The following is a 26,558-nucleotide window of genomic DNA, read 5'->3' as shown; positions in this document are numbered from 1 at the left end:
CCGCGTCATCGTTGACGACCATCGCGAGCAAGCTCGCTCCTACAGTTTTCTATCAGAAGTGGAAGTTGGTGCTCAGCAACGCGGTACGGCCTGCCGCCTGGTTGGCGAAGTGGGTCGAGAACGCTTTGTCGTAGTAGGTTTCGTCGGTCAGGTTCTGCACGTTCAGCTGCAGGTCGACGTTTTTGGTCAGCTTGTAGGCCACCATGGCGTCGTAGCGTACGTAGTCATCCACCATGGTGGTGTTGGCCGTGCTACCGAATACGTCGTCGACGTAGAACGCACCGCCACCGATGGTCAGCTTCGGAGTGACCTGATAGGTCGTCCAGAGGCTGGCGCTGTTTTTCGGCGTGTTAGGCAGCTCGTTGCCGTCGTTCGCCGCGCCCAACGGGCCGCCGTCGACTTGCTCGCTGTCCATGTAGGCATAACCGGCGAAGACTTGCCATTTGTCGGTGATCTTGCCGGTGGCCGACAGTTCGACACCTTGAACGCGGGTTTTACCGGCGTTTTCATAGGACGTGGTGTCGACTTGTACCCGGGCGTTGTCTTTCTCGGTGCGGAAGATATCGGCAGTCAGCGACAGACGATCATTCAGCAGATCCCACTTGGTACCGATTTCGTAGTTCTTGGTGGTTTCCGGCTCCATGTCGCTGCTCAGCAGATTGCCGCTGCGATCCGGGGTGCCGCCCAGCGGGTTGCCTTCCTGACCTTCACCCAGGGTGTTGCCCGGTGGCGTGGCGGAGGTGGCATACGAGGCATAGATGCTGCCGTTTTCAGCCAGCTTGTAGACCACGCCGAATTGGCCTGTGACGAATTCGCTGACGTCATCGCCCTTGGACGTGGTGGTGCCGGCGGCGTTGTAGGTCTTGTAGTCGGTATCGAAATGGTCGTAACGCAGGCCCATGTTCACCAGCCACTGATCGGACAGCTCCAGCGTGTCGAACACGTACAGCGCATAGGTCTTGGCCTTGGTGTCGGTGCCGGCGTAGTTGCGCGAGATGGAACCGTCCCATGGGTCGTTCGGGTTCGGGTTGGACAGCGAGGTGCAGTTGTAGTTACTCGGCGTGCCGATCAGCGCCGGGGTGCAGTTGGTGGTCGCGGCGGCGGTACCCGGCGTGGTGTCGGTGTTGACGTTGTACGAGGACTTTTTGCCTTCCTCGCGGCTCAGCTCGATACCGGTGGCGAAGCTGTTCTTGAACCCGGCGATGTACACATCACCAAACAGATCGGTCTGGTTGGTGGTGGTCGTGGTGTTGCTGACACGGGTGTTGGCCCGACGCCAGACGCTGCCATTGTTGACGTTGCCCTTGGAGTCGTCCGGCTGGGTCAGGATGTAATCCTGCATGCTGCTGCCATGGCGCAGGGTGTTCTTGACGGTCAGCGCATCGTTCAGGTCGTGCTCGATGGCGAAGGTCGCGGTGTCGGTGCGACCCTTGCGGAAATCGCGGTCCAGACCGTAGAAGTTGCTGTCATCGCCACCGGCGTAAGGCTTGTCCGGATTGGACTTGGTGCGGGCGGCAGCAAGGCCGGCAGGAATGGTGTACGGAATGCCCGAATCCGGCGTGTCGTTACTTTCCAGGTGGTAGTAATCGAGGTTCACGCGAGTGTCGGTACCCAGGCCGAACGCCAGCGATGGCGCGATGCCCCAACGGTCGTAATCGACCTTGTCCCGGCCGGCGACGTTGCTTTCGTGGCTCATCAGGTTCAGACGGCCGGCGGCGGTGTCGGTGAACTGGTAGTTGCCGTCGAAGGTGTAGCGCTGAGTCTGATCCGAGCCCCAGGTGAAGCCACCGTCGAGCGAGTCGCCCAAGTGTGCTTTTTTACTCACCAGGTTGATGCTGCCGCCGGCAGCGCCACGGCCGCCAATGGCCGAGTTCGGGCCTTTGCTGACTTCAATCGACTCGACGGCGAAGATCTCGCGGCTTTGCGAGCCGGTGTCGCGCACGCCGTCCAGGTACGTATCGCCCTGAGCGTCGAAGCCACGAATGAATGGACGGTCACCCTGTGGGTTGCCGCCTTCACCGGCACCGAAGGTGATGCCTGGAACGGTGCGCAGCGCGTCCTGCATGTTGAGGGCGCCGGTGTCCTTGAGGACCTGTTGCGGAATGACGGTGATCGAGCGTGGCGTGTCGACCAGTGGCGCGGTGTACTTGGGCGAGGAGGCTTTTTCAACGTTGTAGGTCGTCGCGTCCTGGGCTTCGCCGTTAATCGCAGTGGCGTCGAGGGAAATCGCATTGTTCGGCGCTTTCTCGTCGGTCTTCTCGGCAGCGAAAACCATATGGCCAGCGGAGCCCGCAGTGATCGCCACGCCAATTGCAGACGCGAGCAAACGCGGTGAACTGACCGGTAATTGTGAGTGTTGGCGTGACATGAGCATTTCCCCTCCCCAAGGATTTGAGGCCGCGGAATATAGGGTAAACAAGTATCCGTATCAATTGCGAAACATTACTATTCGCACTGAATTTACATTCTTTACAATTTAACCTTACGGTTTTTGATGTTTCATTCGTCGCCAGGGTTTTACACAGGCAATAAGAATCAATATCATTGCCATCCTTTTGCCTTCAGGTGCTTCTCCATGCTGCTGCACATTCCCGGCTTGTTCGCTAAAGAAGAAGTGCAGCGCATCCGCGAGGCTCTGGAACAGGCCGATTGGGCGGATGGCAAGATCACGGCAGGTTTTCAGTCGGCCAAGGCCAAGCACAATCTGCAACTGCCCGAAGGTCATCCATTGGCCAAGGAGGTCGGCGCGGCGATGCTGGAACGGCTGTGGAAAAATCCGCTGTTCATGTCGGCCGCGCTACCGCACAAGGTCTTCCCGCCGTTGCTGAACTGCTACACGGCGGGTGGCAGCTTCGATTTCCACATCGACAACGCCGTGCGCCAGCCAAAGAACAGCATCGAGCGGGTGCGCACCGATCTGTCGGCGACCCTGTTTTTCAGCGAGCCCGACGACTATGACGGCGGCGAACTGGAGATCCAGGACACCTTCGGCACCCAACGGGTGAAGTTGCCCGCCGGCGATATGGTCCTGTACCCCGGCACCAGCCTGCACAAGGTCAATGCCGTCACCCGCGGCACGCGCTTTGCCTCGTTTTTCTGGACCCAAAGCCTGGTCCGCGAAGACAGCCAGCGTGCCTTGCTGTTTGAAATGGACGGGGCGATCCAGCAGCTGACGCAAGATATGCCCGACCACCCTTCGCTGATCCGCCTGACCGGCACTTACCACAACCTGCTGCGCCGCTGGGTCGAGGTATGAGTTTTCAATTGCGCCGCGAAGAAGTGCTCGACGGCGATCGCCTCAAAGCCATGCTCAATGAAAGCCCCGCGAGCGCGGCTCAGGCGATTCTGATCGCGGCCCGTGAAGGCGTGCTCGACGCTCAGGCCCTGCTCGGGCAGATCCTGCTGGACGGGCGAGGGATCGCGCAAGATCAGCCGCTGGCCGTGCGCTGGTTCGCAATCGCCGCTCAGCGAGGTCATCTGATGGCGCGCAACATGCTCGGTCGTTGTCATGAGCATGGCTGGGGGTGTGCTGCCGATGCGGCGGTTGCTGCGGTGCATTATCGCGTTGCCGCCGAAGCGGGTCTCGATTGGGCGATGTACAACTACGCCAATCTGCTGGCGACCGGGCGCGGGGTGATGATAGACCCGGTTCAAGCGTTGAGCCTGTATCGACAGGCCGCAGAACTGGGGCATGCGAAATCGATGAATCTACTGGGGCGTTATCTGGAAGAAGGGCAAATTTGTCCAGCCGATCCATTGGCGGCAAGGTGTTGGTATCGACGATCGGCGGAAGGTGGGGATTTTCGAGGCCAGTTCAGTTTTGCGGCGTTGTTGGCCGATGAGGGGCAAGTCGACGAAGCGTTGTCCTGGTTGCGCCAGGCATTGGCTGGCGGTAACCAGAATTTTCTGCGAGTGAGTGGCGAGGCGTTACTCAACGCCCCGCACCCCGTCATTCGAGCGATGGCTCAACAGTATCAGCAGCGTGCGTCGCAACTCGCTCAACAAGTGACTTGACTCTTTACTTATAAATGGTTTTACCAAAGTGCAGAATGAGCAGATCAGTCTAACGCCCTTGTCAGAGCTCTGGCATTCACATCCACTTTTTTCCAGTCTTCGAGAACTGCTCGCAGGCTGGTAACAAATGTTCTTAGTGTCAGGAATTCGTGAATCCCGTCCACTTTGTTTTTTGACGAGTCAATATATTCTGAAATAGTGATCCACAAGGTCTCCACCAGAGCCACACTGCTGATAGCGTCGTTGATAAAAGTATCTATGACGGATAGACGGTTATGCAGTGTTTGCAGGGTCCCTGTAAGAATGTACTTCTGGCGGACTTGCTCGGTGAGCTCGTTCCGGCGACGGATCAAAGGGTCTACCTCAATTTTTTTTGCTACCTCTTTGGCAGCCGGAACCAGAAATAGGGTGGGGTGAAATGAAAAAACTTGATCGTAAATATTTAATTCGTACGCTTTGGTTGTTTTTTCAACCAATTGTTGGGCAGCGTCGATTTCGGCGTTGAGCCGGGTGATTTCTGCGGACACTTCATGAGGGTCGGCCAGCTTCAGCTTTTTGCTGATCATTACCGATATTTCATTGTTCAACTCCTTTTTGAAGATACGAAGGCGTAGCTCAATGTTAGTGCTGCTCATCCTTTTTTGTTCGATGGAGCTGGCAATGAACTGGATGGAGTCCTTGATAGTCGGGAATCTGTTTTTCTCTTCCTGGCCCACCTGCAAAGGCGGCAGCAGGGCGATTTCTTCTTCGGACAGTCCTTCAAGAGTGCCCAGGTAGTTTTTATAACCTGGCATTGTCACAACGGCATCGATAATGTCATTTCCGAAGGAAGTCAGGTCGGCATGGAAGGCGTTAAGGCTGCCGGCAACTTTTTTCATCGATAATTCGATGTCGTTCCAGCTGTTTGCGTTGCTTGCGATTTTGGCAAAAGTGCTGGCAATTTCATACGGCTCCAGGCCTGCGATACCACTCCCTTCACCTTTGAGAAACTGTTGAACCTCACTCTGGGTGATTGGAAGTGCATTTGCGGTGGTGACGTACTCTTTGATACGTGTAATGTCGCTTTTGGTAATGATCGATGGGGATGCAACAGGTGCGGCATTATGATCCATGGTTTAAATCCTTTTAGAATAATGGAGTGAGGTCGCAGAATAACCTTGTTTTGGATGCTTTTATATGGCGGGTCTGTAACGCGTTATGAAGTTGGAGTGCAGAACTTTATTGCCAATAAGCAGCAATAAAAAAACCCGTGAAATTCACGGGTTTTTATGGGTGACTACTAATTAAACGTAAAACGATTTCAGCGGCGGGAAGCCATTGAATTCAACGGCGCTGTAGCTGGTGGTGTAGGCACCGGTCGACAACCAGTACATACGATCACCAATGGCCAGGTTCAGCGGCAAACCGTACTTGTAGTTTTCGTACATGATGTCGGCGCTGTCGCAGGTCGGGCCGGCGATGACCACTTCTTCCATTTCGCCTTTCTTCTCGGTCCAGATCGGGAACTTGATGGCTTCGTCCATGGTTTCGATCAGGCCGGAGAACTTGCCCACATCCGTGTACACCCAGCGCTCGACGGCGGTGCGGGATTTACGCGCAACCAGCACCACTTCGCTGACCAGAATGCCAGCGTTGGCGATCAGCGAACGGCCAGGTTCCAGGATGATTTCCGGCAGGTCGTCACCGAAGTCTTCCTTGAGGAAGCGGATGATTTCTTCGGCGTAGGTTTCCAGGCTGTTGGTGCGGGTGATGTAGTTGGCTGGAAAGCCACCGCCCATGTTGATCAGCTTGAGCACGATGCCGTCTTCTTCCTTCAGGCGCTCGAAGATCACTTTGACCTTGGCGATCGCCGCGTCCCAGACGCTGATGTCGCGCTGTTGCGAGCCGACGTGGAAGGAAATGCCGTAAGGCACCAGACCGAGGTCGCGGGCCAGGATCAGCAGGTCCATGGCCATGTCGGTCTGGCAGCCGAATTTGCGCGACAAAGGCCAGTCAGCCGTGGTCGAGCCTTCGGTGAGAATACGCACGTAGACTTTCGAGCCCGGTGCCGCCTTGGCGATGTTGCGCAGGTCGGCTTCGGAGTCGGTGGAGAACAGGCGCACGCCTTTCTCGTAGAAATAACGGATGTCTCTGGATTTCTTGATGGTGTTGCCATAGCTGATACGGTCGGCGCTGACGCCGCGGTCCATCACCTTGTCCAGCTCATAGATCGAGGCGATGTCGAAGCTCGACCCCTTATCTTTCAACAGGTCAATGATCTCGACAGCCGGGTTGGCTTTTACCGCGTAATAGACTTTGGCGAATTCGAAACCGGCGCGCAGGTCATCGTAGGCCTGGCTGATCATCGCGGTGTCGATCACCACGAACGGGGTTTCTTGCTTGTCGGCGAATGCCTTCATTTTGTCAAAGGTAGCGCGCTCGAAATAATCTTCGACGTTGATCGACATTGCTGGAGACTCCTAAGGGCAAACTGAAATTAACAATGGGTGCAAATGAACGTCCTCCGTATCCCCACTTTGGTTCGCCTACTTCCCAAGGCATGTCGCCGAAAGCAAAAAGGCCATGGGAAGCGGTGCTTTCCCTTGGCCTTGCTGTCTCGTCGTCAGTACTTGAGCCGGATGGATCGTTTCCAGCATGGACGTTCGGCGCGAACTTTAGGGCGTGAGGGGCTTGAGATCAACAAAAAATGTCGCGTTATTGCACGCTTCCGTCGTGCGGTGCCTTGTACCCAATGATGTAGCTGACCAGCATGACAGTGTGATGTTCCCGGTAGAAGGATATTTGAGGTGTTTGCAACCGCCTGTAGGAGCAAGCTTGCTCGCGATGGGCGTTAACGAAAATGCGTGGTTCCTGAGTCAACGCGGCGCTCTCAGGTCCATCGCGAGCAAGCTCGCTCCTACAGGGAAGGCGTCAGATCAGGCGACGGCAGTCTCGGCCGGCGAAACAATGCTGGTCTTGCCGCCACGGGACTTGCCGGAACTGAGGTACTCGGCAATCGATTCCTGGGTCACTTCACCCAGGAACACCCGCTCGGCATCCATCACCGGCAGCCACGAACGGTTGAACTCGTACATGCGCGACAACAGGATGCGCAAGTGCTCGTCGTACGCCGCGGTGGCATTGAACTCGCGCCGGTATTGCGCGCAAGTGCCGGTCTGACGGTGCAGGTCGCGACGTCGTACATAACCGAGCGCCTTATTCTCACCATCAGTGACCACCACATAACGACGGTCAAGTTCGTCCATCAATTCCAACGCTTCGGCCACCGGGGTTTCCGGGCTCACCGACGGCGCGTTGTCCGCCGCATCTTCGGCTTTTACCAGCAACAGCCGCTTGAGCGTGCTGTCCTGGCCGACGAAGTTGCTGACAAAGTCGTCCACCGGGTGCGCGAGCAAGGTGTCCGGATGGTCGATCTGCAGCAGCTTGCCGGCGCGGAAGATCGCGATCTTGTCGCCCAGCTTGATAGCTTCGTCGATGTCATGGCTGACCATGATCACCGTCTTGTTCAGCGCCCGTTGCATCTCGAAGAACTCGTTCTGGATCATCTCGCGGTTGATCGGGTCGACCGCGCCAAACGGTTCATCCATCAGCAGCAACGGCGCATCGGCCGCCAGGGCGCGAATCACGCCGATCCGCTGTTGCTGGCCGCCGGACAACTCACGCGGGTAGCGATTCAGGTACTGCTTGGGCTCGAGCTTGATCATGCTCATCAACTCGCGGGCGCGGTCGTGGCATTTCTGCTTGTCCCAGCCCAGCAGGCGCGGAACGATGGTGATGTTTTCCTCGATGGTCATGTTCGGGAACAAGCCGATCTGCTGGATCACATAACCGATGTTGCGACGCAGGGTCACGGCGTCGAGGTCGGTGGTGTCTTCGCCATTGATCAGGATCTTGCCCGAGGTCGGCTTGATCAGGCGGTTGATCATTTTCAGCGTGGTGCTTTTGCCGCAGCCCGATGGCCCGAGGAACACACAGATCTCGCCTTCATTGACGGTCAGGCTTACCGAGTCCACGGCTTTCACATCTTTGCCGTTGCTTTGGAAGGTCTTGCTGAGGTTTTGAAGTTCGATCATTTCAGGAGTCCTTTTGGAGTCAGCGTGCGTTGCAGCCATTGCAGAAGCAGGTCGGCGAAGATGGCCAGGAGGCTGACCAGCACGGCGCCGACGATCAGCATCGACATGTCGCTGCGGCTGATTGAAGCGAGAATGAGTACACCGAGGCCACCGGCGCCGATGGTCGCGGCGATGGTCATGACGCCAATGTTCATGACCACGGCGGTGCGCACACCGGCGAGGATCACCGGCACGGCAATCGGCAGTTCGACCATGCGCAGGCGCTGGCCGAAGGTCATGCCGATGCCGCGGGCGGCTTCGCGAATGCCGGGTTCGACGCCGGTCAGGGCGAGGTAGGTGTTACGCATGATCGGCAGCAGCGAGTACAAAAATACGGCGGTAATCGCCGGCATCGGGCCCAGGCCCTGGCCGAATTTCGAGTAGAACGGCAGCAGCAGGCCGAACAGGGCAATCGATGGCACGGTCAGCAGCACCGTGGCGCTGGCCTGTAACGGGCCGGCGAGTGTCGGGAAGCGCGTCATCAGGATGCCCAGCGGCACGCCAACCAGGATCGCCAATGTCACGGCAATGCCGACCAGCGTGATGTGCTGCCAGGTCAATTGCGCGACCTGCGCCCAGTCGAGATGGGAAAAGGCGTTCAGAAATTCCATGTCTTTTCCTCCTCAGTTGATAGGGTGCTGGCGCAGGAAATCTGCGGCAACGGATGAAGGGCTTTCGTGATCGACGTCGACCCGCGCATTCAGCGCACGCATGGTGGCGTCATCGAACAGTTCGGCCAGCGGTTTGATGTCTTCCGCCAGTGCCGGATGGGCGTCGAGGTACACCTGACGTACCACCGGGGCTGCGGTGTAATCCGGGAAGTAGTGCTTGTCGTCTTCCAGCAACTTGAGCTTGAAGGCGTTCAAGCGGCCGTCGGTGGTATAGACCAGGCCGGCAAACACCTGGCTATTACGCAGGGCGGTGTAGACCAGCCCGGCATCCATCTGGCGGGTGTTTTTACGGGTCAGGTTCATGCCATAGAGGTCGACCATGCCGGCCATGCCATCGGAACGGTTGGCGAACTCGGTGTCCAGGGCGACGAGGTGGTTGGTCTTCGACTCAGCCTGCATCACCGTGTTCAGCTCGCTGATGGTGTTGATCTGCGGATAAGCCTTCGCGGTTTTTTCCGGGAGTGCCAGGGCGTAGGTATTGCTGAACTTCGACGGGGTGAGCCAGACCAGGCCTTTTTTCCCGTCGAGTTCTTTCACCTTCGCGTAGGACTGCGCGCTGTCGAGTTTGTCGGTGACATGGTTGTAAGCCACCAGCGACACGCCGGTGTATTCCCATATCAGGTCCAGCTGGCCGCTTTCCTGAGCGCTGCGGGCGAGGTTGCTGCCCAGACCGCCGGTCACCTGGGTGTCGTAACCCTTGGTGCGCAGGTACTGGGAGGTGATTTCCGCGAGCAGGGTCTGTTCGGTGAACACCCGGGCGCCGATGCGAATCACCGGTTTTTCAGCGGCTTGGGCAAATCCTGCGAACAGCAGGGCGCAGCCTAAAAATAAGCATAGCTTTTTCATATCGATTCCTTTGCCGAGGCTTAAGACGGGCGCAGCCCGCGTTCGAGCCAGAGGCGGCTGGCGAGTGTCACCAGGCCGTCGAGCAGCAAGGCCAGCAGGGCGGTGCAGGCCGCGCCGAGCATCAGTTGCGGCTGATTGTTCAGGGCGATGCCGGGGAAAATCAGACTGCCCAGACTGTTGGCGCCGATCAGGAACGCCAGGGGTGCGGTACCGACGTTGATCGCCAGCGCCACGCGCACGCCACCGATGATGATCGGCACGGCGTTCGGCAGTTCGACCCGCCACAACACCTGAGTCGGTGTCATGCCGATGCCGACGGCCGCTTCCTTGAGCGAACCCTGCACATTTTTCAGGCCTTCATAGGTGTTGCGCACGATCGGCAACAGCGAGGCGAGGAACAGGGCGAAGATCGCGGGACCGCTGCCGATGCCGAGGATACCCAGGGCGATGGCCAGTACGGCAAGAGGCGGCACGGTGTTGCCGATGTTGAAGATCTGCATGAAGCGTTCGGCGCGTCCAACCATGGTCGGGCGGCTGAGGAAGATACCGGCGGGTATGCCCACTACAAGGGCGGCCAGCATGGAAAAGAGGACCAGAATCAGATGAGCTTGCAGGTAGAACAACAAATCGTCGCGGTAATGTTCGATCGTGTTGATGCCAATCCAATGGATCAGCAGGGCCAGGAGGGCGACGACAACCGCACCTCCTATCAGCCCCTTGCCATAGCGAATAGCCACAGGCGGACTCCTTTTGTTCAGTCGGCGGACGCAGTCCCGTGTGGCATGCCATTCCTGGCTGCCGGGATCAACGTTCGCGAGAAGCAGCTCATGCCGTGCGCGTCCCCCCTGTGGGAGCGAGCCAGCTCGCGAAGGACGTCAACGATGACGCGTGCATTCTGAATGAACGCATTCGTCTGGACGTTTTTCGCGAGCAGGCTCGCTCCTACAGGAGAAAGGCGTACGGCTTATCGAGCCATAAGCGCAGCCTCGTCAGGCTAACTTGCTGATTTTTCAACCCTGACGAATAGTCGTAACAGGGGAGTGGACGCCTCCACGGTCTGAAAGGTTCCCATCTGAAGCAGCATTTGGCCACCCCTAATGTGCTCAACGGTTCGGTTATTGACTCAAGTTGGGCTATAATCTGCGCCCTTTTTTGAATCACCTGCCAGGCGATTTCCCATGACCAAACAGGCCGCCGAAGTCGCGAAACGCCGCACTTTCGCCATTATTTCCCACCCCGATGCCGGTAAAACCACCATCACCGAGAAGCTCTTGCTGATGGGCAAGGCGATTGCGGTTGCCGGCACGGTGAAATCTCGCAAGTCCGACCGCCATGCCACCTCCGACTGGATGGAAATGGAAAAACAACGGGGTATTTCCATTACCACGTCGGTCATGCAGTTCCCGTATCGCGACCACATGATCAACCTGCTCGACACCCCGGGCCACGAAGACTTCTCCGAAGACACCTACCGCACCCTGACGGCGGTGGACTCGGCCTTGATGGTCCTCGACGGCGGTAAAGGCGTTGAGCCACGTACGATTGCGTTGATGGACGTCTGCCGTCTGCGTGACACGCCGATCGTCAGCTTCATCAACAAACTCGACCGTGACATCCGCGACCCGATCGAACTGCTCGACGAAATCGAAGCGGTCCTGAAGATCAAGGCGGCGCCGATCACCTGGCCGATCGGTTGCTACCGCGACTTCAAGGGCGTTTATCACCTCGCCGACGACTACATCATCGTCTACACCGCCGGTCACGGCCACGAGCGCACCGATGTGAAAATCATCGAGAAGCTCGATTCCGATGAAGCCCGCGCGCATTTGGGCGACGAGTACGATCGCTTCGTCGAACAGCTGGAACTGGTGCAGGGTGCCTGCCACGAATTCAACCAGCAGGAATTCCTCGACGGCCAACTGACGCCGGTGTTCTTCGGTACCGCACTGGGCAACTTCGGTGTCGATCACGTGCTCGATGCCGTGGTCAACTGGGCGCCGAAACCGCTGGCCCGTGTCGCCAACGAACGCACCGTGGAACCGGTCGAAGAGAAATTCGCCGGCTTCGTGTTCAAGATCCAGGCGAACATGGACCCGAAACACCGCGACCGCATCGCCTTCATGCGCATTTGCTCCGGCAAGTACGAAAAAGGCATGAAGATGCGCCACGTGCGCACCGGCAAAGACGTGCGGATCGGCGATGCCCTGACGTTCTTCTCCTCCGAGCGTGAGCAGCTTGAGGAAGCGTTTGCTGGCGACATCATCGGCCTGCACAACCACGGCACCATCCAGATCGGCGACACCTTCACCGAAGGCGAAGTCCTGGGCTTCACCGGCATCCCGCACTTCGCCCCGGAACTGTTCCGTCGCGTGCGCCTGCGTGATCCGCTGAAATCCAAGCAGCTGCGTCAAGGCCTGCAGCAACTGGCGGAAGAGGGCGCGACCCAGGTGTTCTTCCCCGAGCGCAGCAACGACATCATCCTCGGCGCCGTCGGTGTGCTGCAGTTCGATGTGGTCGCCAGCCGTTTGAAAGAGGAATACAAGGTCGAGTGCTCCTACGAGCCGATCACCGTGTATTCCGCGCGCTGGATCGATTGCGACGATAAGAAGAAGCTCGAGGAATTCCGAGTCAAGGCCGTGGAAAACCTCGCGGTCGACGGCGGCGGTCACCTGACCTACCTGGCCCCGACCCGGGTCAACCTGGCACTGATGGAAGAGCGCTGGCCGGACGTGAAATTCCGCGCGACCCGTGAACATCATTAAACGCTGACCTGAAACACCAAAAGCCCCGTTGCGAAAGCCGCGGGGCTTTTTGTTGCTCATGGGTCTGCTTGGGCGAAGCGTTGGTCAGATTGAGTTGAGGCACCACAACTATGTAGGAGCAAGCTTGCTCGCGATGACGGCAGATCAGACAACATCAATGGCAGTGAAGGCCTCTCCGGGCGCGAGCTCGCCCCCACAGGTTTGAAATTAGTCAGCCTAAAATGAACGGCAGTCGTCTCTTGGGAACATGTCCCCTGATAGAAAACCATCTGCCATGCGTGTGGGATCAGCCAATACCGATCTCTTCTTTGAACAGATCCAGAAAGCTTTTCAACCGGTCATGGCGAATCTGCGCCAGACGTTGTCCCGTCACGGTCTGGAAACCATCTGCCAAGTGCAGCAACTTGGTCTGAAAATGATCAAGGCAAAAGCGTTTGTCGTCGTAGTCGCGCTGGTTGGCTTCGGGGTCCTGCGGGTCGTATAGCGCGTGACCTAAGCGTCCGCCAACGTAGAACATGCGTGCGACTCCGACCATGCCTAAGGCGTCCAGGCGGTCAGCGTCTTGCATGATTTTCGCTTCCAGCGAGGTCGGGGCGATGCTGGCTGAAAAACTATGGGCTTCGATGGCATGGGCGACAAGGTTGATTTTTGTGCTCATCCAGCCTATCTCCGCCAACACCTGTGATGCTTTCTGCGCCGCTAGCATTGACGCTTGTGATCGTAGCGGCGAGTTTTTTTCCACTGTCACGCAATCGTGCAGCAGCACCGCTGCCAAAAGCACTTCAAGATTGCCTCCCTCTTGCGCATGAAGCGTGCGGGCGTTGTTCCACACCCTCTGTAGGTGCGACAGATCGTGAGCACCGTCCTCCGACGGTTCCAGTGCATGAGGCAGCAGAGTATCGGCGAGAGATTGCAACGGAGCAAAAACAGTTGTGATCATCAAATATCCCTAATTGCAAACGTGCTTGTTTTGGGAGGCCTCCATGCGCGAGCGTCAACCCTGCGACGAACTATCGACGTGCGCAAGAATCTGGCCCCGCCCCGGGTCAACCTGGCGCTGATGCAAGAGCGCTGTCCGGACGTGAAATTCCGCGCGGCGTGAGCATCGTTAAGCGCTGACCTGAAACACCCAAAGCCCCGTTGCGAAAGCTGCGGGGTTTTGGGGGCGGCGTTCCGACGATGCTCAAGGGCGCCGCATTCATTCAGGAAGGGCGCGTTATCGTTGGCCTCCATCGCGAGCAAGCTTGCTCCTACAGGGGACATCATCTCTGTTAAATAACCATTCGCCATAGCGATTATGCAAAACCATTCTCTGCGTGGGTGGCATTTCCCGGCGATCATCAACGTTCTGGTTTGAGAACCCGCTCGATCACAACTGTCTCGCACAAAAGCCACGGCACCCGGGTTCGTCGTGGGCAGGAGGGAGTCGGCTATGAGCATGTTTCTTCGCGGTATTTTGTTGCTGAAGGTGTTGGTGTTGCTGTCCCTCGGTTCGTCCGCGGCGTGGGCGGAGTGTCAGGAGCATGACAAACAGGCCTGGAATTGGCAGGGCACGCAGAGCGAGACGATGATTGCCCAATCCGGATCAGAGGCGGGTGACCAGAGTCTGGCTGGCAGCTCGGAAGAGGACGATTCGATGGACGGTGACGAGGGCGAGGACGACACCCAGACATAAACCGCAAACAAAATAAACCTCTTCTGCGCCGACTGATGTGCAATCGCGGTGGAAGAGGTTGGGTTATCACTTAACCCTGGATGAAACACAGTCCCTGTGGGAGCGGGCTTGCTCCCGAAAGCGGTTTGTCAGTTGATACTTCTATTGACTGATCCTCCGCCTTCGCGAGCAAGCTCGCTCCCACAGTTTTTTGTGCCGGTTACAGGTTTGCTTATGCCGCGCCGTCGAGGAACTGTTCGGCGTAGTGGCACGCCACCTGGCGGCTGTCGAGCAGGCGCAGGACCGGTTCTTCAGTGCTGCAGCGCTCGGTCGCGTACGGGCAGCGCTTGTGGAAAGCACAGCCGGACGGCGGGTTCAGCGGGTTGGGCAATTCGCCGACGATCTTGATTTTCGGCTTGTCCGGGTCCGGGTGGATGGTCGGCGTCGCCGACAACAGCGCCTGGGTGTACGGGTGCAAAGGACGGGTGTAGATGTCTTCCTTGGGACCCATTTCCACCGGACGGCCGAGGTACATCACCATCACGTGATCAGCCACGTGCCGCACCACCGCCAGGTTGTGGGAGATGAACACGTAGGCGGTGTTGAACTCTTGCTGCAGATCCATGAACAGGTTCAGCACCTGCGCCTGGATCGACACGTCCAGCGCCGAAGTCGGTTCGTCCGCCACCAGCACTTTCGGTTGCAGCATCATCGCCCGGGCCAGGGCGATCCGCTGGCGCTGACCGCCGGAGAACATGTGCGGATAACGCTGGTAATGCTCAGGGCGCAAGCCTACCTGCTTCATCATCGCCTGGACTTTTTCACGGCGCTCAACCGCTGAAAGATTGGTATTGATCAGCAGCGGTTCGGCCAGCTGATCACCGACTTTCTGCCGCGGGTTCAACGAGGCGTACGGGCTCTGGAACACCATCTGCACGTCTTTGCGCAGCTGCTTGCGCTGGGCCTTGTCGGCGCCGGCAACTTCCTGCCCGGCGATTTTCAAGGAGCCGGAGGAGGGCTCTTCGATCAAGGTCAATGCGCGAGCGAGGGTGGATTTGCCGCAACCCGACTCGCCTACAACCGCGAGGGTCTTGCCGGCTTCCAGTTCGAACGACACACCATTGAGCGCACGCACGGTGGCGTGGCCCTTGAACAGGCCGCGGGACACTTCGTAGTGACGGGTCAGGTTGCGGGCGGTAAGTACGACGGCCATTACGCCACCTCCTGATTCAGCGGGTAGAAGCAGCGGGCGAGGCTATGGCTTTTCGGGTCAAGGGCCGGACGTTGCGTGCGGCAGTTTTCCTGCACGTACGGGCAGCGCGGCGACAGCAGGCAGCCTTGCGGGCGGTCGTAACGACCGGGAACGATGCCCGGCAGCGTCGACAGGCGCGCGGCGCCGAGGCTGTGTTCCGGAATCGCCTTGAGCAGCGCTTCGCTGTACGGGTGGGCCGGGATGTCGAACAGTTGTGGCACCTGACCGACTTCCACCGCTTGCCCCGCGTACATCACGCACACACGCTGGGCGGTTTCGGCCACGACCGCGAGGTCGTGGGTGATCAGCACCAGGCCCATGTTCTGCTCTTTTTGCAGGGCCAGCAGCAGGTCCATGATCTGCGCCTGAATGGTCACGTCCAGCGCCGTGGTCGGCTCATCGGCGATCAACAGTTTCGGTTCGCCGGCAATCGCCATGGCGATCGCAACGCGCTGGCTCATGCCGCCGGACAGTTGATGCGGGTAGGCACTCATGCGGCTGGCGGCGCCGGGGATTTCCACTTTTTCCAGCAGTTCGATGGCGCGGGCACGGGCTTGCTTGCCGGACATTTTCAGGTGCAGGCGCAGCACTTCCTCTATCTGGAAACCGACGGTGTAGCTCGGGTTCAGCGCGGTCATCGGGTCCTGGAACACCATGGCCAGGTCTTTGCCGACGATTTGCCGGCGCTGGCGGTTGCTCAGCTTGAGCATGTTCTTGCCGTCGAAATTCAGGGCGTCGGCGGTGACGATCCCCGGATGCTCGATCAGGCCCATCAGCGCCATCATGGTCACGGACTTGCCGGAACCCGATTCGCCAACGATGGCCAGCACTTCGCCCTTGTCCACGGTAATGTCGAGCCCGTCGACCACGGGTACGGCGTTCTTGTCGCCGAAGCGAACGTTGAGATTCTTGATTTCCAACAGTGACATGTGAATCTCCTCAGGCGGCGTTCTTGAGTTTTGGGTCCAGCGCATCGCGCAGGCCGTCGCCCATCAAGTTGATTGCCAGCACGCTGAGCAAAATGGTCAAGCCGGGCAGGCTGACGACCCACCAGGCGCGTTCGATGTAGTCGCGAGCCGAAGCCAGCATGGTGCCCCACTCAGGCGTTGGCGGTTGTACGCCAAGGCCGAGGAAGCCCAGTGCCGCGGCATCGAGAATCGCCGAGGAGAAACTCAGGGTCGCCTGAACGATCAGCGGCGCCATGCAGTTGGGCAGCACCGTGACGAACATCAGGCGTGGCAGACCGGCACCGGCCAGGCGCGCGGCGGTCACGTAGTCGCGGTTCAGTTCGCCCATCACTGCGGCGCGGGTCAGACGAACATAGGACGGCAACGAAACCACGGCGATGGCAATAATGGTGTTGATCAGGCCAGGGCCGAGGATGGCGACAATCGCCACGGCCAGCAGCAGGGACGGCAGGGCCAGCATGATGTCCATCAGACGCATGATGGTCGGGCCCAGAATCCGCGGGAAGAACCCGGCGAACAGACCCAACAGGATCCCCGGAATCAGCGACATCACCACCGACGACAAACCGATCAGCAGGGACAGGCGCGAACCGTTGATCAACCGCGACAGCAGGTCGCGCCCCAGTTCATCGGTGCCGAGCAGGAACTGGATCTGCCCACCTTCCAGCCAGGCCGGCGGGGTCAGCAGGAAGTCACGGTACTGCTCGCTCGGGTTATGCGGGGCAACCCAGGGCGCGAAGATCGCGCAGAAAATGATCAGCAGCATGAACATCAGGCCGGCAACGGCGCCTTTGTTGCGGGAGAAGGCGTGCCAGAATTCTTTGTACGGCGACGGGTACAGCAGGCTTTGATCGACTGTTACCGCTTGATTTGAAGTTGAAGCTGGAGTGGTCATGGTCATGATGATCTCAGCGCTGATGACGGATGCGTGGGTTGGCAAAGCCGTAGAGGATGTCCACCACGAAGTTGACCAGAATCACCAGGCAGGCGATTAACAGGATGCCGTTCTGCACCACGGGATAATCCCGGGCGCCAATGGCTTCGATCAGCCATTTGCCGATGCCGGGCCAGGAGAAGATGGTTTCGGTCAGGACCGCACCGGCCAGCAATGTGCCGACTTGCAGGCCGACCACGGTCAGCACCGGAATCAGCGCGTTACGCAGACCGTGGACGAACACCACGCGCGACGGTGACAGGCCTTTGGCGCGGGCGGTACGGATGTAGTCCTCGCGCAGCACTTCGAGCATCGAAGAACGGGTCATCCGCGCGATCACCGCCAGCGGGATGGTACCCAGCACGATGGCCGGCAGGATCAGGTGATGCAGGGCATCGAAGAAGGCACCGACGTCATCGGCCAGCAGCGTATCGATCAGCATGAAGCCGGTCCGCGGCTCGATGTCGTAGAGCAGGTCGATCCGCCCGGACACCGGGGTCCAGCCCAGGGACACCGAGAAGAACATGATCAGGATCAGGCCCCACCAGAAGATCGGCATCGAATACCCCGCCAGGGAGATGCCCATCACCCCGTGGTCGAACAGGGATCCTCGCTTGAGTGCCGCGATCACCCCGGCCAGCAGGCCCAGGATGCCGGCGAACAGCAGGGCGGCCATGGACAGTTCCAGAGTCGCGGGGAACAGCGAGCTGAACTCGGTCCAGACGCTTTCCCGGGTGCGCAGGGATTCGCCGAGATCGCCCTGGGCCAGTTTGCCGATGTAATCCAGGTATTGGGCATACAGGGGTTTGTTCAGACCAAGGCGTTCCATTGCCTGAGCATGCATTTCGGGGTCGACCCGACGTTCACCCATCATCACTTCCACGGGGTCGCCCGGAATCATGCGAATCAACGCGAAAGTCAGCAAGGTGATGCCGAAGAACGTAGGGATCAACAACCCCAGTCGGCGGGCAATAAAACTAAACATCGTGTGGTGTACCTCATCAGCCGGTTAGGCGTGCCCGGCGTCCCTGGGGTCAGGGACACCGGGAATTTTCTTATCTACTTCACCTGGGTGGTGGCGAAGTTATTGGTGGTGAGCGGGCTAATGCTATAGCCCTCTACGTTGTTGCGCATTGCGGTGAACATACGGGTATGCGCGATGCTGATCCATGGCTGGTCCTGGTTGAAAATGACCTGGGCTTGCTCATAGAGCGCCGCGCGTTCGGCAGGGTTCACTTTGGCCCGGGCTTCATCGAGCAGCGCCTGGAACTTCTCGTTGCACCAGCGCGCGTAGTTTTCGCCGTTTTTTGCGGCCTCGCAACTGAGCATAGGCGTCAGGAAGTTATCCGGGTCGCCGTTATCGCCCGCCCATCCGGCGGACACCATGTCGTGCTCGCCGTTTTTGGCGCGCTTGAGCATTTCCCCCCATTCCATCACGCGGATGTCGATCCTGATCCCGACCTTGGCGAGGTCGGCCTGCATCATTTGCGCGCCGAGCATCGGGTTCGGGTTGGTCGCGCCACCGCCATTGCGGGTGAACAGGGTAAACACGGTGCCCTCAGGAACGCCGGCTTCCTTCAACAGGGCGCGGGCTTTGCCCAGGTCGCGGGGCGGGTTGTTCAGGCTGTGGTTGTAGCCCAGCAAGGTGTCCGGGTACGGATTGACCGCCACCGTCGCATTGCCTTTGCCAAACAGCGCGTTGACCGCCGCTTCCTTGTCGAAAGCAATGTCGATGGCTTTGCGTACGCGCACATCACTCAAATATTTGTGAGTGGTGTTGATGGCGATATACGCGACGGTCATCGCGTTCATTTCATCGACTTTCAGCTGGGTATCTTTCTTGATGCTCGGGATGTCATCCGGCTTCGGATACAGTGCGACCTGGCACTCGTTGGCCTTGAGTTTCTGCAGGCGCACGTTGTTGTCGGTGGCGATGGCGAAGATCAGTGCGTCTGCCGGTGGCTTGCCGCGGAAGTAGTCCGGGTTGGCCTTGAAGCGAACCTGGGCGTCCTTGTTGTAGCGCTGGAAAATGAACGGCCCGGTGCCGACCGGTTTATTGTTTAGATCGCCGGTTTTGTCGGCCTTGAGCAGGTGGTCGGCGTACTCGGCGGAGTAGATCGAAGAAAAGGCCATGGCAATGTCGGCCAGGAACGGTGCTTCGCGACGGGTCAGGGTGAATTTCACCGTGCTGTCGTCGAGCTTCTCGACACTTTTGAGCAGTTCCTTGAAGCCCATGCTTTCAAAGTACGGGAAGCCTACGCTCGACTTGTTGTGCCACGGGTGTTTCGGGTCCAGCTGACGCTGGAAGCTCCAGACTACATCGTCGGCATTCATGTCACGGGTCGGCTTGAAGTAGTCGGTGGTGTGAAACTTGACGCCTTTGCGCAGGTGGAAAGTGTAGGTCAGACCGTCCTCGCTGATGTCCCAGGCGTCTGCCAGGGCAGGAATCACATCAGTGGTGCCGGGCTTGAAGTCGGCCAGGCGATTGAAGATGGTTTCGGCCACTGCATCGGCGGTGACCGCTGTCGTGTACTGGACCATGTCGAAGCCTTCGGGGCTGGCTTCGGTGCAGACCACCAGGGGTTTGGCCGAGACGCCAACAGCGACGCTCAGCAACGCGGCAGCGATGGCCGCACGTAGGGGAAGCATTTTCATCAAGAACCCTCTGCAAACGGTTAAAAGACCGCATCCAGTTGGCCGACCCGTGACGAGTCAGCCGTCTGGCTGGCGTTTTACAGAATGTTGAACGGGATGGTGGTCACGAGACGGAACTCGTTGATGCTGCCATCCGCCTGGTTTTCGCTGGCGCGGTGAGTCGTGTAGGTCGCGCGGATCGCCGTGGCTTTCAGCGGGCCGCTCTGCACCGCGTACGCAGTGCCGATTCCGTATTCCTGGTGATGTTCGCCATCCTGGGCCTGGATGCCGTCGTAGCCTCTGCCCGCCACGCCTTCGTTACCCTTGTAGTGAGTACCGTCGATCCCCCAGCCGCGTGCGCTGTAGATGTTGAACTTCAAACCTGGCACGCCGTATTCGGCCATGTTCAGACCATAGGCCACCTGGAAGGATTTCTCGTTCGGGCCGTTGAAGTCCGACAGCAGGGAGTTGGCCAGGTAGATGCCGTTGGTTTCGTGCAGGTAGTCGAAGTACTCGTCGCCGTTAATTTCCTGGTACGAGAAGGTCAGGCTGTGGGCCTGATGGGTCAGTCCGAGCGACAGGGAGTAGGTGTCGTTGTCGATATTGCCGATCAGCGCTTTGCCTTCTTCCTGGGTCTTGTAGTAGTTCAGGCCGGTGGTCAGGCTCAAAACCTGGCTGTCGCCCAGCACATGGCTGGCGCCGAAGTAGTACTGGTTCCAGATGTCTTCGGCCTGGGTGGCCCAGAGGCTGGTGGTCAGGCTGGCAAATGGGGTGTAGGTGATGCCGGCGGTGTGGACGTGATCGCTTTCAACGATGCCGTTGGCATATTCGGTGCGGAACTTGCGTTGGCTCTGTTCCATACGTGGAGAGTTGCGATCGAAGGTGCCGACGTCGAAGGACAGATTCTCCAGCTCTTCGCTGTGCAGGCTCACACCCTCGAAGCTCGAAGGCAGCGCACGGTTGCCGATCACATCGACCATCGGGCTGCTGAAGTTCTGGCGACCGGCCGTCAGGGTGGTGTTGGACACGCGGGCCTTGACGTTGGCCAGGCCGAGCTTGCTCCACTGGCCGACAGCGTCGCCGCCTTCTTCGGTCAGGGTGCGGTTGTTGCCCGCGCCGGGACGCGTGCCCGGTGCGCCGCCGTTGTTGGACGCCAGGTCCTTGCGATCACGGTCCAGGGCAATGGCGTTGTACGCCGCCACTTCGGTGCTGATGCCCACGGGGCCTTCGGTGAAACCGGAGTTGTATTTGATGATGGTGCCTTGCACCCAATTGATCCGACGATCCGTGTCGGTCGAGATGCCATTTTTCTTGTAAGCGAACTGGCCGCCCCGTTTCAGTTGCTCGTTCGCATACCAGTTACGCGTGGTGCCGCTGATCGACTGACCTTCGACGAAGCCGGTGGCTGCGCTCTGGGCACTTTTCTCTTTCACGGTAACCGGGGTGAACGCCTGGCTTTGGGATTCTGCGTACGCCGTGGCGGTGACGCTGCTGATGGCCAGGGCCAGTAACGCGGTGCTGCTCAGTTTCATGGGTGAAGCTCCTTGGTTTCTTTTTTATGCCGGTCTTTTTTTGGTGATCCGGCTATTGGTTTAAAACGCATTCAAGGCATCGCAAACGTTTGCAGCAGGCCGATTTGACGAATTGCGGCAATACGCTTGCGTGAGGGGCGCAAGCGCCCCCCGGCGGTTGTGGCTAATCGGTTATTTTTCCAGGCTGACACCCGAGAACACATTGCGGCCGAAAGGACTCACCTTGAACCCTTCGACCTTGGCGCTTAACGGCTGGTTGACCGTCGAGTGGGCGACAGGCGTGATCGGCACTTGCTGCTTGAGCAACTGCTGAGCCTGTTTGTAGAGCACGGTGCGCTGGTCACGGTCGGTGACGACCTTGGCCTGCTTGATCAGCTTGTCGTAAGCCGGATCACACCACATGGAGTAGTTGTTGCCGCCAATGGCGTCGCAGCTGTAAAGCGTGCCGAGCCAGTTGTCCGGGTCGCCGTTGTCCCCGGTCCAGCCGATCAGGCTGACGTCGTGTTCGCCATTCTTGGTGCGCTTGATGTACTCGCCCCATTCATAGCTGACAATCTTGACCTTGAGACCGATCTTTGCCCAGTCGGCCTGGAGCATCTCTGCCATCAACTTGGCATTGGGGTTGTAGGGGCGCTGGACCGGCATGGCCCAGAGGGTGATTTCGGTGCCCTCCTTGACGCCGGCGGCCTTGAGCAATTCCCTGGCTTTTTCCGGGTTGTAGGCGACATCCTTGATGGTCTCATCGTAGGACCACTGGGTCGGCGGCATGGCGTTGACCGCCAGTTGACCGGCACCCTGGTAGACGGCGTTGAGGATGCCTTGCTTGTTCACCGCCATGTCCAGTGCCTGGCGCACTTCGAGCTGGTCGAACGGCTTGTGACGCACGTTATAGGCGATGTAGCCAAGGTTGAAACCAGGCTTCTCGATCAGCTTGAGCCTGGCATCGTTCTTCAGCGCGGTTACATCGGCAGGGCGCGGATGCAGGGTGATCTGGCACTCGTTGGCCTTGAGCTTCTGCACCCGCACGGAAGCGTCGGTGTTGATGGCGAAGATCAGGTTGTCGAGCTTGACCCGGCTCGGGTCCCAGTACTGCTTGTTGCCGGTGTAACGGATATTGGAGTCTTTCTGGTAGCTCTTGAACACGAACGGGCCAGTGCCGACCGGTTTCTGGTTGATGTCGCTCGGCTTGCCGGACGCCAGCAACTGGTCGGCGTATTCGGCCGAAAGAATGGCGGCAAAACTCATGGCGATGTTCTGGATGAACGCGGCGTCCACGCTGTTGAGCGTCATGACCACGGTCAGCGGCCCGGTCTTTTCGACTTTGGCGATGTTCTTGTTCAGGCTCATCCCGTTGAAGTACGGAAATTCGGTCGGGTAAGCCTTGCGGAAGGGTTGCTGCGGATCGAGCATGCGATTGAACGTGAACAGCACGTCGTCGGCATTGAAGTCACGGCTCGGCTTGAAGTACGCCGTGGTGTGAAATTTCACTCCTTCGCGTAGGTGGAAAGTGTACTTGAGGCCGTCCTCGGAAATATCCCAACGGGTTGCCAGGCCCGGGACTACGTTGGTGGCGCCTTTTTCGAACTCTGCCAGTCGGTTGTACAGCGGCTCGGCAGCGTCGTTATCGGTCGCGGTGGTGTACTGCGCGGTATCGAAGCCAGCGGGGCTGCCTTCGGAGCAGAACACCAGGCTGTTACTGGCGGCCTGGCTGATGGAAGTGGCGGCCAACAGGCCGGTGCCCAGCAATGCGGAAAAAACCAAGGAATGGCGCATGACGCTCGCTCTTTTTTTAGTGTTTTTGACAATGAGACGTTTCCCGTCCGGGGGACGTGGAGGCCTCACTGATCTCAAGCCATGACGTGCAGCAATAACCGAGAGCCCACGGACTAACTGGTCAGATCCCGACGGTATGAACCTTGGGTCCGGCAGTAAATACGAAAATTCCGAAAGGCTTGTGGGAAAAGGCAACACGTCCGAAACCGCTGCTGTAGTACGCAGTGGATCAGAATGTAGGCAAATTCCTGCTTTCTCGGTAGATAACGCAATGGCGACGTCCAAAACGTCGCCACTGCACCACCTTATTTGCTGACGCTGACGCCGTAGAAGGAGTTCAAGCCGAATGGACTGATCTTGAAATCCTGCACGTTGGCGCGCATGGGCTGGAACACCGTCGAGTGAGCGATAGGTGTCATGGGAACGGCATCTTTGAGGACGTGTTGCGCCTGCTTGTACAGTTCGGTGCGCTTGGCCTGGTCAGGTGTCTTCTTGGCCTCTTTGACCAGCTTGTCAAAGTCCTTGTCGCACCATTTGGAGAAGTTGTTGCCGCTCAGCGAGTCGCAGCCGAACAGCACGTTGAGCCAGTTGTCCGGGTCACCGTTGTCGCCGCTCCAGCCGATGATCATCGCCTGGTTCTCGCCGCCCTTGGAGCGCTTGATGTACTCGCCCCATTCGTAGCTGACGATGTTGACGTTCAGACCGATATTCTTCCAGTCCGACTGCAGCATTTCTGCCATCAGTTTGGCGTTCGGGTTATACGGACGCTGGACCGGCATGGCCCACAGCGTGATCTGGGTCCCTTCCTTGATGCCGGCTTCCTTGAGCAGCGCCTTGGCTTTCTCAGGGTCGTACTTGGCATCCTTGATGGTGGTGTCATAGGACCATTGGGTGGGCGGCATGGCGTTGACGGCCAGCTGGCCGGCGCCCTGGTACACCGAATCGATGATCTGTGCCTTGTTCACCGACATGTCCAGCGCCTGACGGACCCGCAGGTCGGCCAACGGGTTGTTGTCGGTGCGGCCCTTGAGCACGGGCATCACGTTATAGGCGATGTAACCCAGGTTGAACCCGGCCTGTTCCGGCAGCTTCAGGGTCTTGTCTTCACGCAGTGCCTTGAGGTCGGCAGGACGAGGGAACAAGGTGATCTGGCACTCGTTTTTCTTCAGCTTCTGGATACGTACCGACGGGTCGGTGGTGATGGCGAAGATCAGGTTGTCGATCTTGACGTCTTCAGGCTTCCAGTAGTCCTTGTTCCCGGTGTAGCGGATGTTGGAGTCTTTCTGGTAGCTCTTGAACACGAACGGGCCAGTGCCGATCGGCTTCTGGTTGATGTCGCCGGGCTTGCCTTCCTTGAGCAGCTGGGCAGCGTACTCGGCGGACTGGATGGAGGCGAAGCTCATGGCCAGGTTCTGGATGAAGGCTGCGTCAACGCTGTTGAGGACGAATTTGACAGTGCGATCGTCAACCTTCTCGACCTTGGCGATGTTGGTGTCCATGGCCATGTCGGTGAAGTACGGGAATTCGGTCGGGTACGCTTTGCGGAACGGGTCATCCTTGTTAATCATGCGATTAAAGGTGAACAGCACGTCGTCGGCGTTGAACTCACGGGTCGGCTTGAAATACGGGGTGGTGTGGAACTTCACGCCTTCACGCAGGTGGAAGGTGTAGGTCAGCACGTCCGGGGAAATGTCCCAGCTGGTCGCCAGGCCAGGAACAACGGCGGTGCCGCCGCGCTCGAATTGAGTCAGGCGGTTGAACATGGTTTCTGCTGAGGCGTCGAAGTCGGTTCCGGTGGTGTACTGACCGGGATCAAAACCGGCCGGGCTCCCTTCGGAGCAGAACACCAGGTTAGTCGCCGCTTGGGCGAAAGGTGCGCTGGCTAACAGGCTTGCGCCGACTAAAAACGGAATGACCGCGTGTTTAAGCATGGTGGCCTCATGATTTGTTGTCATTTTTGGAATTAGAGGACGACCTCGTGAGTCGTGCCTGCGGATACTTATGCAGGGGCCATACCCAATGCAAGATCCCGATCAGCAACAAGCCTTAAACAGTGGCACGAACGTACCTTAATGTCGCAAATGTATAAATACCTGCGCATTTGAACGTTTGCGCGGGGTTTTTTCGGTGCAATTAGCGCACCGGCAACGGACGACCGGGGGTGTCTGGTGCACTCGGTTGGCGCGGGTGTTACTTATTTATACCCACCCACAGTGTAGGCACTCAGTGGTTTTTGGCCTGGCAAAAAAAACGGCGATCACGTGGGTGATCGCCGTTACTGGTACGGGTTAGCGAATCAAGGCATCAACACTTCAATCGACCCGTCCGCCGTCATGCTGACCTGGCTGGTGCCGGCTTCAACTTCCGGTGTCACTGGCGCGCTGTCCATGCTCGCGGCTTTCATCATCATCGGTCCACGCATGTACGGCTGCGGGTAACCATTGCTGTTGAGGTTCAGGTTGACGATTTTGTAGCCCTTGCCGCCCAGCGCGTCGGTGGCCAGTTGGGCGCGGGCCTTGAAGGCGGTGACCGCTTCTTTGAGCAGCGTGTCTTCGCTGGCCTTGCGGGTAGGCGTGGCGATGGCGAAGTCCATGCCGCCCATTTTGAGGTCGGTTAGCAGTTCGCCGGTCAATTTCGACAGGGCGGCGAAGTCCGAGCTTTCCAGGCGCAGTTCGGCGCGTTCACGCCAGCCGGTGATCTTCTGGCCCTTGGTGTCGTAGATCGGGTAGCTGTTGCGGCTGCCCTGGCGCAGGGTGATGTCCTTGACCTGCTTGGCCTGGGCCAGCGCCTTGTTCATGGTGGTGCTGACGTCGGCGGCGAGTTTGGCCGGGTCGCTGTTCTGTGCTTCGGTGTAGAGGGTCACGATCATCAGGTCGCGGGCCACTTCCTGGCTGACTTCGGCGCGCAGGGCGATCTGGTTGTAATGCAGCTCGTCGGCGGCCAGGGCCGGGAGGCTGGCAACGGCGCTCACGCTTAGGGCAAGAAGGGCGGCGCTGCGGCGAAATGTGTGCATGAAAACTCCTTGGGCGATGCGCAGGGGTTAAGGTCCGAGCCTGCGTGAAACCATCAGACTCTAGCTTTAATGATCTGGTTCGCACAGTTACAACTTCTATACAGATGATCTGTAGGAGCTGGCTTGCCAGCGAAGCATTCCTGGGCGCCGCGTTTGTCCTGACTGCACGCGTTATCGTTAACGACCTTCGCTGGCAAGCCAGCTCCTACAGGTGCCGCGTTTGTCCTGACTGCACGCGTTATCGTTAACGACCTTCGCTGGCAAGCTGAACTGGTCAAGTAATTCCGGACACCGGTTACGGTGTTTATGCCGCCTTTTGCTCCATAGCTATCGGTGATAGGTAACCGTTGTAGCTGTGGAGCCTTGTGCGGTTGTAATACATGAAGAAGCGTA

Annotated in this window: 21 protein-coding genes; 4 read left to right on the top strand and 17 right to left on the bottom strand. The window is 58.6% G+C overall.

Annotation, left to right across the window (positions count from 1 at the left end; genetic code table 11):
• Positions 1 to 52: 52 nt before the first annotated feature.
• Positions 53 to 2,368, bottom strand: a complete 2,316-nt coding sequence (locus F8N96_RS28135; protein ID WP_150800575.1) for a TonB-dependent receptor — start codon at positions 2,366 to 2,368, stop codon at positions 53 to 55.
• A 207-nt stretch (positions 2,369 to 2,575) separates the two neighbouring features.
• Between F8N96_RS28135 and F8N96_RS28130 the strand changes: the two genes are divergently transcribed.
• Positions 2,576 to 3,256, top strand: coding sequence for a Fe2+-dependent dioxygenase (locus tag F8N96_RS28130; RefSeq protein WP_150800574.1), 681 nt, complete (start codon positions 2,576 to 2,578; stop codon positions 3,254 to 3,256).
• The gene (locus tag F8N96_RS28125) at positions 3,253 to 4,014 is read left to right on the top strand and encodes a tetratricopeptide repeat protein (protein ID WP_150800573.1); all 762 of its coding nucleotides are present in this window, start codon (positions 3,253 to 3,255) and stop codon (positions 4,012 to 4,014) included. The genes F8N96_RS28130 and F8N96_RS28125 overlap by 4 nt, the downstream gene beginning before the upstream one ends.
• A gap of 44 nt (positions 4,015 to 4,058) precedes the next feature.
• Here the strand turns inward: F8N96_RS28125 and F8N96_RS28120 are convergent, their stop codons facing one another.
• From F8N96_RS28120 to F8N96_RS28090, 6 genes are all read right to left on the bottom strand, one after another.
• Entirely contained in the window at positions 4,059 to 5,126 is a 1,068-nt protein-coding gene (locus tag F8N96_RS28120) for an alpha-xenorhabdolysin family binary toxin subunit A (protein WP_150800572.1), read from the bottom strand.
• Positions 5,127 to 5,297: 171 nt separating this feature from the next.
• Entirely contained in the window at positions 5,298 to 6,461 is a 1,164-nt protein-coding gene (locus F8N96_RS28115) for a type III PLP-dependent enzyme (RefSeq protein ID WP_150800571.1), read from the bottom strand.
• A 468-nt stretch (positions 6,462 to 6,929) separates the two neighbouring features.
• Entirely contained in the window at positions 6,930 to 8,087 is a 1,158-nt protein-coding gene (locus tag F8N96_RS28105; protein WP_150800570.1) for a betaine/proline/choline family ABC transporter ATP-binding protein, read from the bottom strand.
• Positions 8,084 to 8,737 carry an ABC transporter permease gene (locus F8N96_RS28100; protein ID WP_064679765.1) on the bottom strand — a complete coding sequence of 218 codons (654 nt, stop codon included), beginning with the start codon at positions 8,735 to 8,737 and terminating at the stop codon, positions 8,084 to 8,086. The genes F8N96_RS28105 and F8N96_RS28100 overlap by 4 nt, the downstream gene beginning before the upstream one ends.
• Positions 8,738 to 8,749: 12 nt before the next feature.
• A complete protein-coding gene (locus tag F8N96_RS28095) occupies positions 8,750 to 9,643 on the bottom strand; it encodes a glycine betaine ABC transporter substrate-binding protein (protein ID WP_150800569.1) in 894 nt (297 codons plus the stop codon).
• Positions 9,644 to 9,663: 20 nt separating this feature from the next.
• Complete coding sequence (locus tag F8N96_RS28090; RefSeq protein ID WP_150800568.1) at positions 9,664 to 10,380, bottom strand: ABC transporter permease; 717 nt, start codon at positions 10,378 to 10,380, stop codon at positions 9,664 to 9,666.
• Between the two features lie 441 nt (positions 10,381 to 10,821).
• Here F8N96_RS28090 and F8N96_RS28085 point away from each other — a divergent pair, with 441 nt between their 5' ends.
• Positions 10,822 to 12,405, top strand: coding sequence for a peptide chain release factor 3 (locus tag F8N96_RS28085; protein ID WP_150800567.1), 1,584 nt, complete (start codon positions 10,822 to 10,824; stop codon positions 12,403 to 12,405).
• Positions 12,406 to 12,691: 286 nt separating this feature from the next.
• Here F8N96_RS28085 and F8N96_RS28080 read toward each other — a convergent pair whose 3' ends face one another.
• Complete coding sequence (locus F8N96_RS28080) at positions 12,692 to 13,345, bottom strand: HD domain-containing protein (protein ID WP_150800566.1); 654 nt, start codon at positions 13,343 to 13,345, stop codon at positions 12,692 to 12,694.
• A 492-nt stretch (positions 13,346 to 13,837) separates the two neighbouring features.
• Between F8N96_RS28080 and F8N96_RS28075 the strand changes: the two genes are divergently transcribed.
• Positions 13,838 to 14,080 carry a hypothetical protein gene (locus F8N96_RS28075; RefSeq protein WP_150800565.1) on the top strand — a complete coding sequence of 81 codons (243 nt, stop codon included), beginning with the start codon at positions 13,838 to 13,840 and terminating at the stop codon, positions 14,078 to 14,080.
• Between the two features lie 211 nt (positions 14,081 to 14,291).
• Here F8N96_RS28075 and F8N96_RS28065 read toward each other — a convergent pair whose 3' ends face one another.
• From F8N96_RS28065 to F8N96_RS28025, 9 genes are all read right to left on the bottom strand, one after another.
• Positions 14,292 to 15,272 carry a peptide ABC transporter ATP-binding protein gene (locus F8N96_RS28065; RefSeq protein WP_150800564.1) on the bottom strand — a complete coding sequence of 327 codons (981 nt, stop codon included), beginning with the start codon at positions 15,270 to 15,272 and terminating at the stop codon, positions 14,292 to 14,294.
• Positions 15,272 to 16,240 (bottom strand): ABC transporter ATP-binding protein, encoded by a 969-nt coding sequence (locus F8N96_RS28060; RefSeq protein WP_150800563.1) that lies wholly within the window; start codon positions 16,238 to 16,240, stop codon positions 15,272 to 15,274. The genes F8N96_RS28065 and F8N96_RS28060 overlap by 1 nt, the downstream gene beginning before the upstream one ends.
• A 10-nt stretch (positions 16,241 to 16,250) precedes the next feature.
• Positions 16,251 to 17,174, bottom strand: coding sequence for an ABC transporter permease subunit (locus F8N96_RS28055; protein WP_150800658.1), 924 nt, complete (start codon positions 17,172 to 17,174; stop codon positions 16,251 to 16,253).
• Between the two features lie 13 nt (positions 17,175 to 17,187).
• A complete protein-coding gene (locus tag F8N96_RS28050; protein ID WP_064679756.1) occupies positions 17,188 to 18,198 on the bottom strand; it encodes an ABC transporter permease subunit in 1,011 nt (336 codons plus the stop codon).
• Positions 18,199 to 18,272: 74 nt separating this feature from the next.
• On the bottom strand, positions 18,273 to 19,868 hold the full coding sequence (locus tag F8N96_RS28045; RefSeq protein WP_150800562.1) for an ABC transporter substrate-binding protein: 1,596 nt from the start codon (positions 19,866 to 19,868) through the stop codon (positions 18,273 to 18,275).
• A 77-nt stretch (positions 19,869 to 19,945) separates the two neighbouring features.
• Complete coding sequence (locus F8N96_RS28040; protein ID WP_150800561.1) at positions 19,946 to 21,379, bottom strand: OprD family porin; 1,434 nt, start codon at positions 21,377 to 21,379, stop codon at positions 19,946 to 19,948.
• Positions 21,380 to 21,550: 171 nt separating this feature from the next.
• Positions 21,551 to 23,152 carry an ABC transporter substrate-binding protein gene (locus tag F8N96_RS28035; RefSeq protein WP_150800560.1) on the bottom strand — a complete coding sequence of 534 codons (1,602 nt, stop codon included), beginning with the start codon at positions 23,150 to 23,152 and terminating at the stop codon, positions 21,551 to 21,553.
• Positions 23,153 to 23,457: 305 nt separating this feature from the next.
• Positions 23,458 to 25,083, bottom strand: coding sequence for an ABC transporter substrate-binding protein (locus F8N96_RS28030; protein WP_150800559.1), 1,626 nt, complete (start codon positions 25,081 to 25,083; stop codon positions 23,458 to 23,460).
• Between the two features lie 365 nt (positions 25,084 to 25,448).
• Complete coding sequence (locus tag F8N96_RS28025; RefSeq protein WP_150800558.1) at positions 25,449 to 26,165, bottom strand: SIMPL domain-containing protein; 717 nt, start codon at positions 26,163 to 26,165, stop codon at positions 25,449 to 25,451.
• Positions 26,166 to 26,558: the final 393 nt, after the last annotated feature.

Origin of the sequence: Pseudomonas fluorescens (genome assembly GCF_902497855.1) — a bacterium.
Classification (GTDB): Bacteria; Pseudomonadota; Gammaproteobacteria; order Pseudomonadales; family Pseudomonadaceae; genus Aquipseudomonas; species Aquipseudomonas fluorescens_BI.
Note: the sequence above shows the minus strand (reverse complement) of the source record. Positions and strands in the feature narration are given on the sequence as shown.

What these genes read in the sequence shown, in the direction of transcription:
- F8N96_RS28125 (WP_150800573.1), top strand. Translation starts at nt 3,253, where the DNA reads ATGAGTTTTCAATTGCGCCGCGAAGAAGTGCTCGACGGCGATCGCCTC.
- F8N96_RS28100 (WP_064679765.1), bottom strand. Translation starts at nt 8,737, where the DNA reads ATGGAATTTCTGAACGCCTTTTCCCATCTCGACTGGGCGCAGGTCGCG.
- F8N96_RS28120 (WP_150800572.1), bottom strand. Translation starts at nt 5,126, where the DNA reads ATGGATCATAATGCCGCACCTGTTGCATCCCCATCGATCATTACCAAA.
- F8N96_RS28080 (WP_150800566.1), bottom strand. Translation starts at nt 13,345, where the DNA reads ATGATCACAACTGTTTTTGCTCCGTTGCAATCTCTCGCCGATACTCTG.
- F8N96_RS28030 (WP_150800559.1), bottom strand. Translation starts at nt 25,083, where the DNA reads ATGCTTAAACACGCGGTCATTCCGTTTTTAGTCGGCGCAAGCCTGTTA.
- F8N96_RS28050 (WP_064679756.1), bottom strand. Translation starts at nt 18,198, where the DNA reads ATGTTTAGTTTTATTGCCCGCCGACTGGGGTTGTTGATCCCTACGTTC.
- F8N96_RS28055 (WP_150800658.1), bottom strand. Translation starts at nt 17,174, where the DNA reads ATGACCACTCCAGCTTCAACTTCAAATCAAGCGGTAACAGTCGATCAA.
- F8N96_RS28045 (WP_150800562.1), bottom strand. Translation starts at nt 19,868, where the DNA reads ATGAAAATGCTTCCCCTACGTGCGGCCATCGCTGCCGCGTTGCTGAGC.
- F8N96_RS28075 (WP_150800565.1), top strand. Translation starts at nt 13,838, where the DNA reads ATGAGCATGTTTCTTCGCGGTATTTTGTTGCTGAAGGTGTTGGTGTTG.
- F8N96_RS28040 (WP_150800561.1), bottom strand. Translation starts at nt 21,379, where the DNA reads ATGAAACTGAGCAGCACCGCGTTACTGGCCCTGGCCATCAGCAGCGTC.
- F8N96_RS28085 (WP_150800567.1), top strand. Translation starts at nt 10,822, where the DNA reads ATGACCAAACAGGCCGCCGAAGTCGCGAAACGCCGCACTTTCGCCATT.
- F8N96_RS28135 (WP_150800575.1), bottom strand. Translation starts at nt 2,368, where the DNA reads ATGTCACGCCAACACTCACAATTACCGGTCAGTTCACCGCGTTTGCTC.
- F8N96_RS28095 (WP_150800569.1), bottom strand. Translation starts at nt 9,643, where the DNA reads ATGAAAAAGCTATGCTTATTTTTAGGCTGCGCCCTGCTGTTCGCAGGA.
- F8N96_RS28105 (WP_150800570.1), bottom strand. Translation starts at nt 8,087, where the DNA reads ATGATCGAACTTCAAAACCTCAGCAAGACCTTCCAAAGCAACGGCAAA.
- F8N96_RS28060 (WP_150800563.1), bottom strand. Translation starts at nt 16,240, where the DNA reads ATGTCACTGTTGGAAATCAAGAATCTCAACGTTCGCTTCGGCGACAAG.
- F8N96_RS28035 (WP_150800560.1), bottom strand. Translation starts at nt 23,152, where the DNA reads ATGCGCCATTCCTTGGTTTTTTCCGCATTGCTGGGCACCGGCCTGTTG.
- F8N96_RS28115 (WP_150800571.1), bottom strand. Translation starts at nt 6,461, where the DNA reads ATGTCGATCAACGTCGAAGATTATTTCGAGCGCGCTACCTTTGACAAA.
- F8N96_RS28065 (WP_150800564.1), bottom strand. Translation starts at nt 15,272, where the DNA reads ATGGCCGTCGTACTTACCGCCCGCAACCTGACCCGTCACTACGAAGTG.
- F8N96_RS28025 (WP_150800558.1), bottom strand. Translation starts at nt 26,165, where the DNA reads ATGCACACATTTCGCCGCAGCGCCGCCCTTCTTGCCCTAAGCGTGAGC.
- F8N96_RS28130 (WP_150800574.1), top strand. Translation starts at nt 2,576, where the DNA reads ATGCTGCTGCACATTCCCGGCTTGTTCGCTAAAGAAGAAGTGCAGCGC.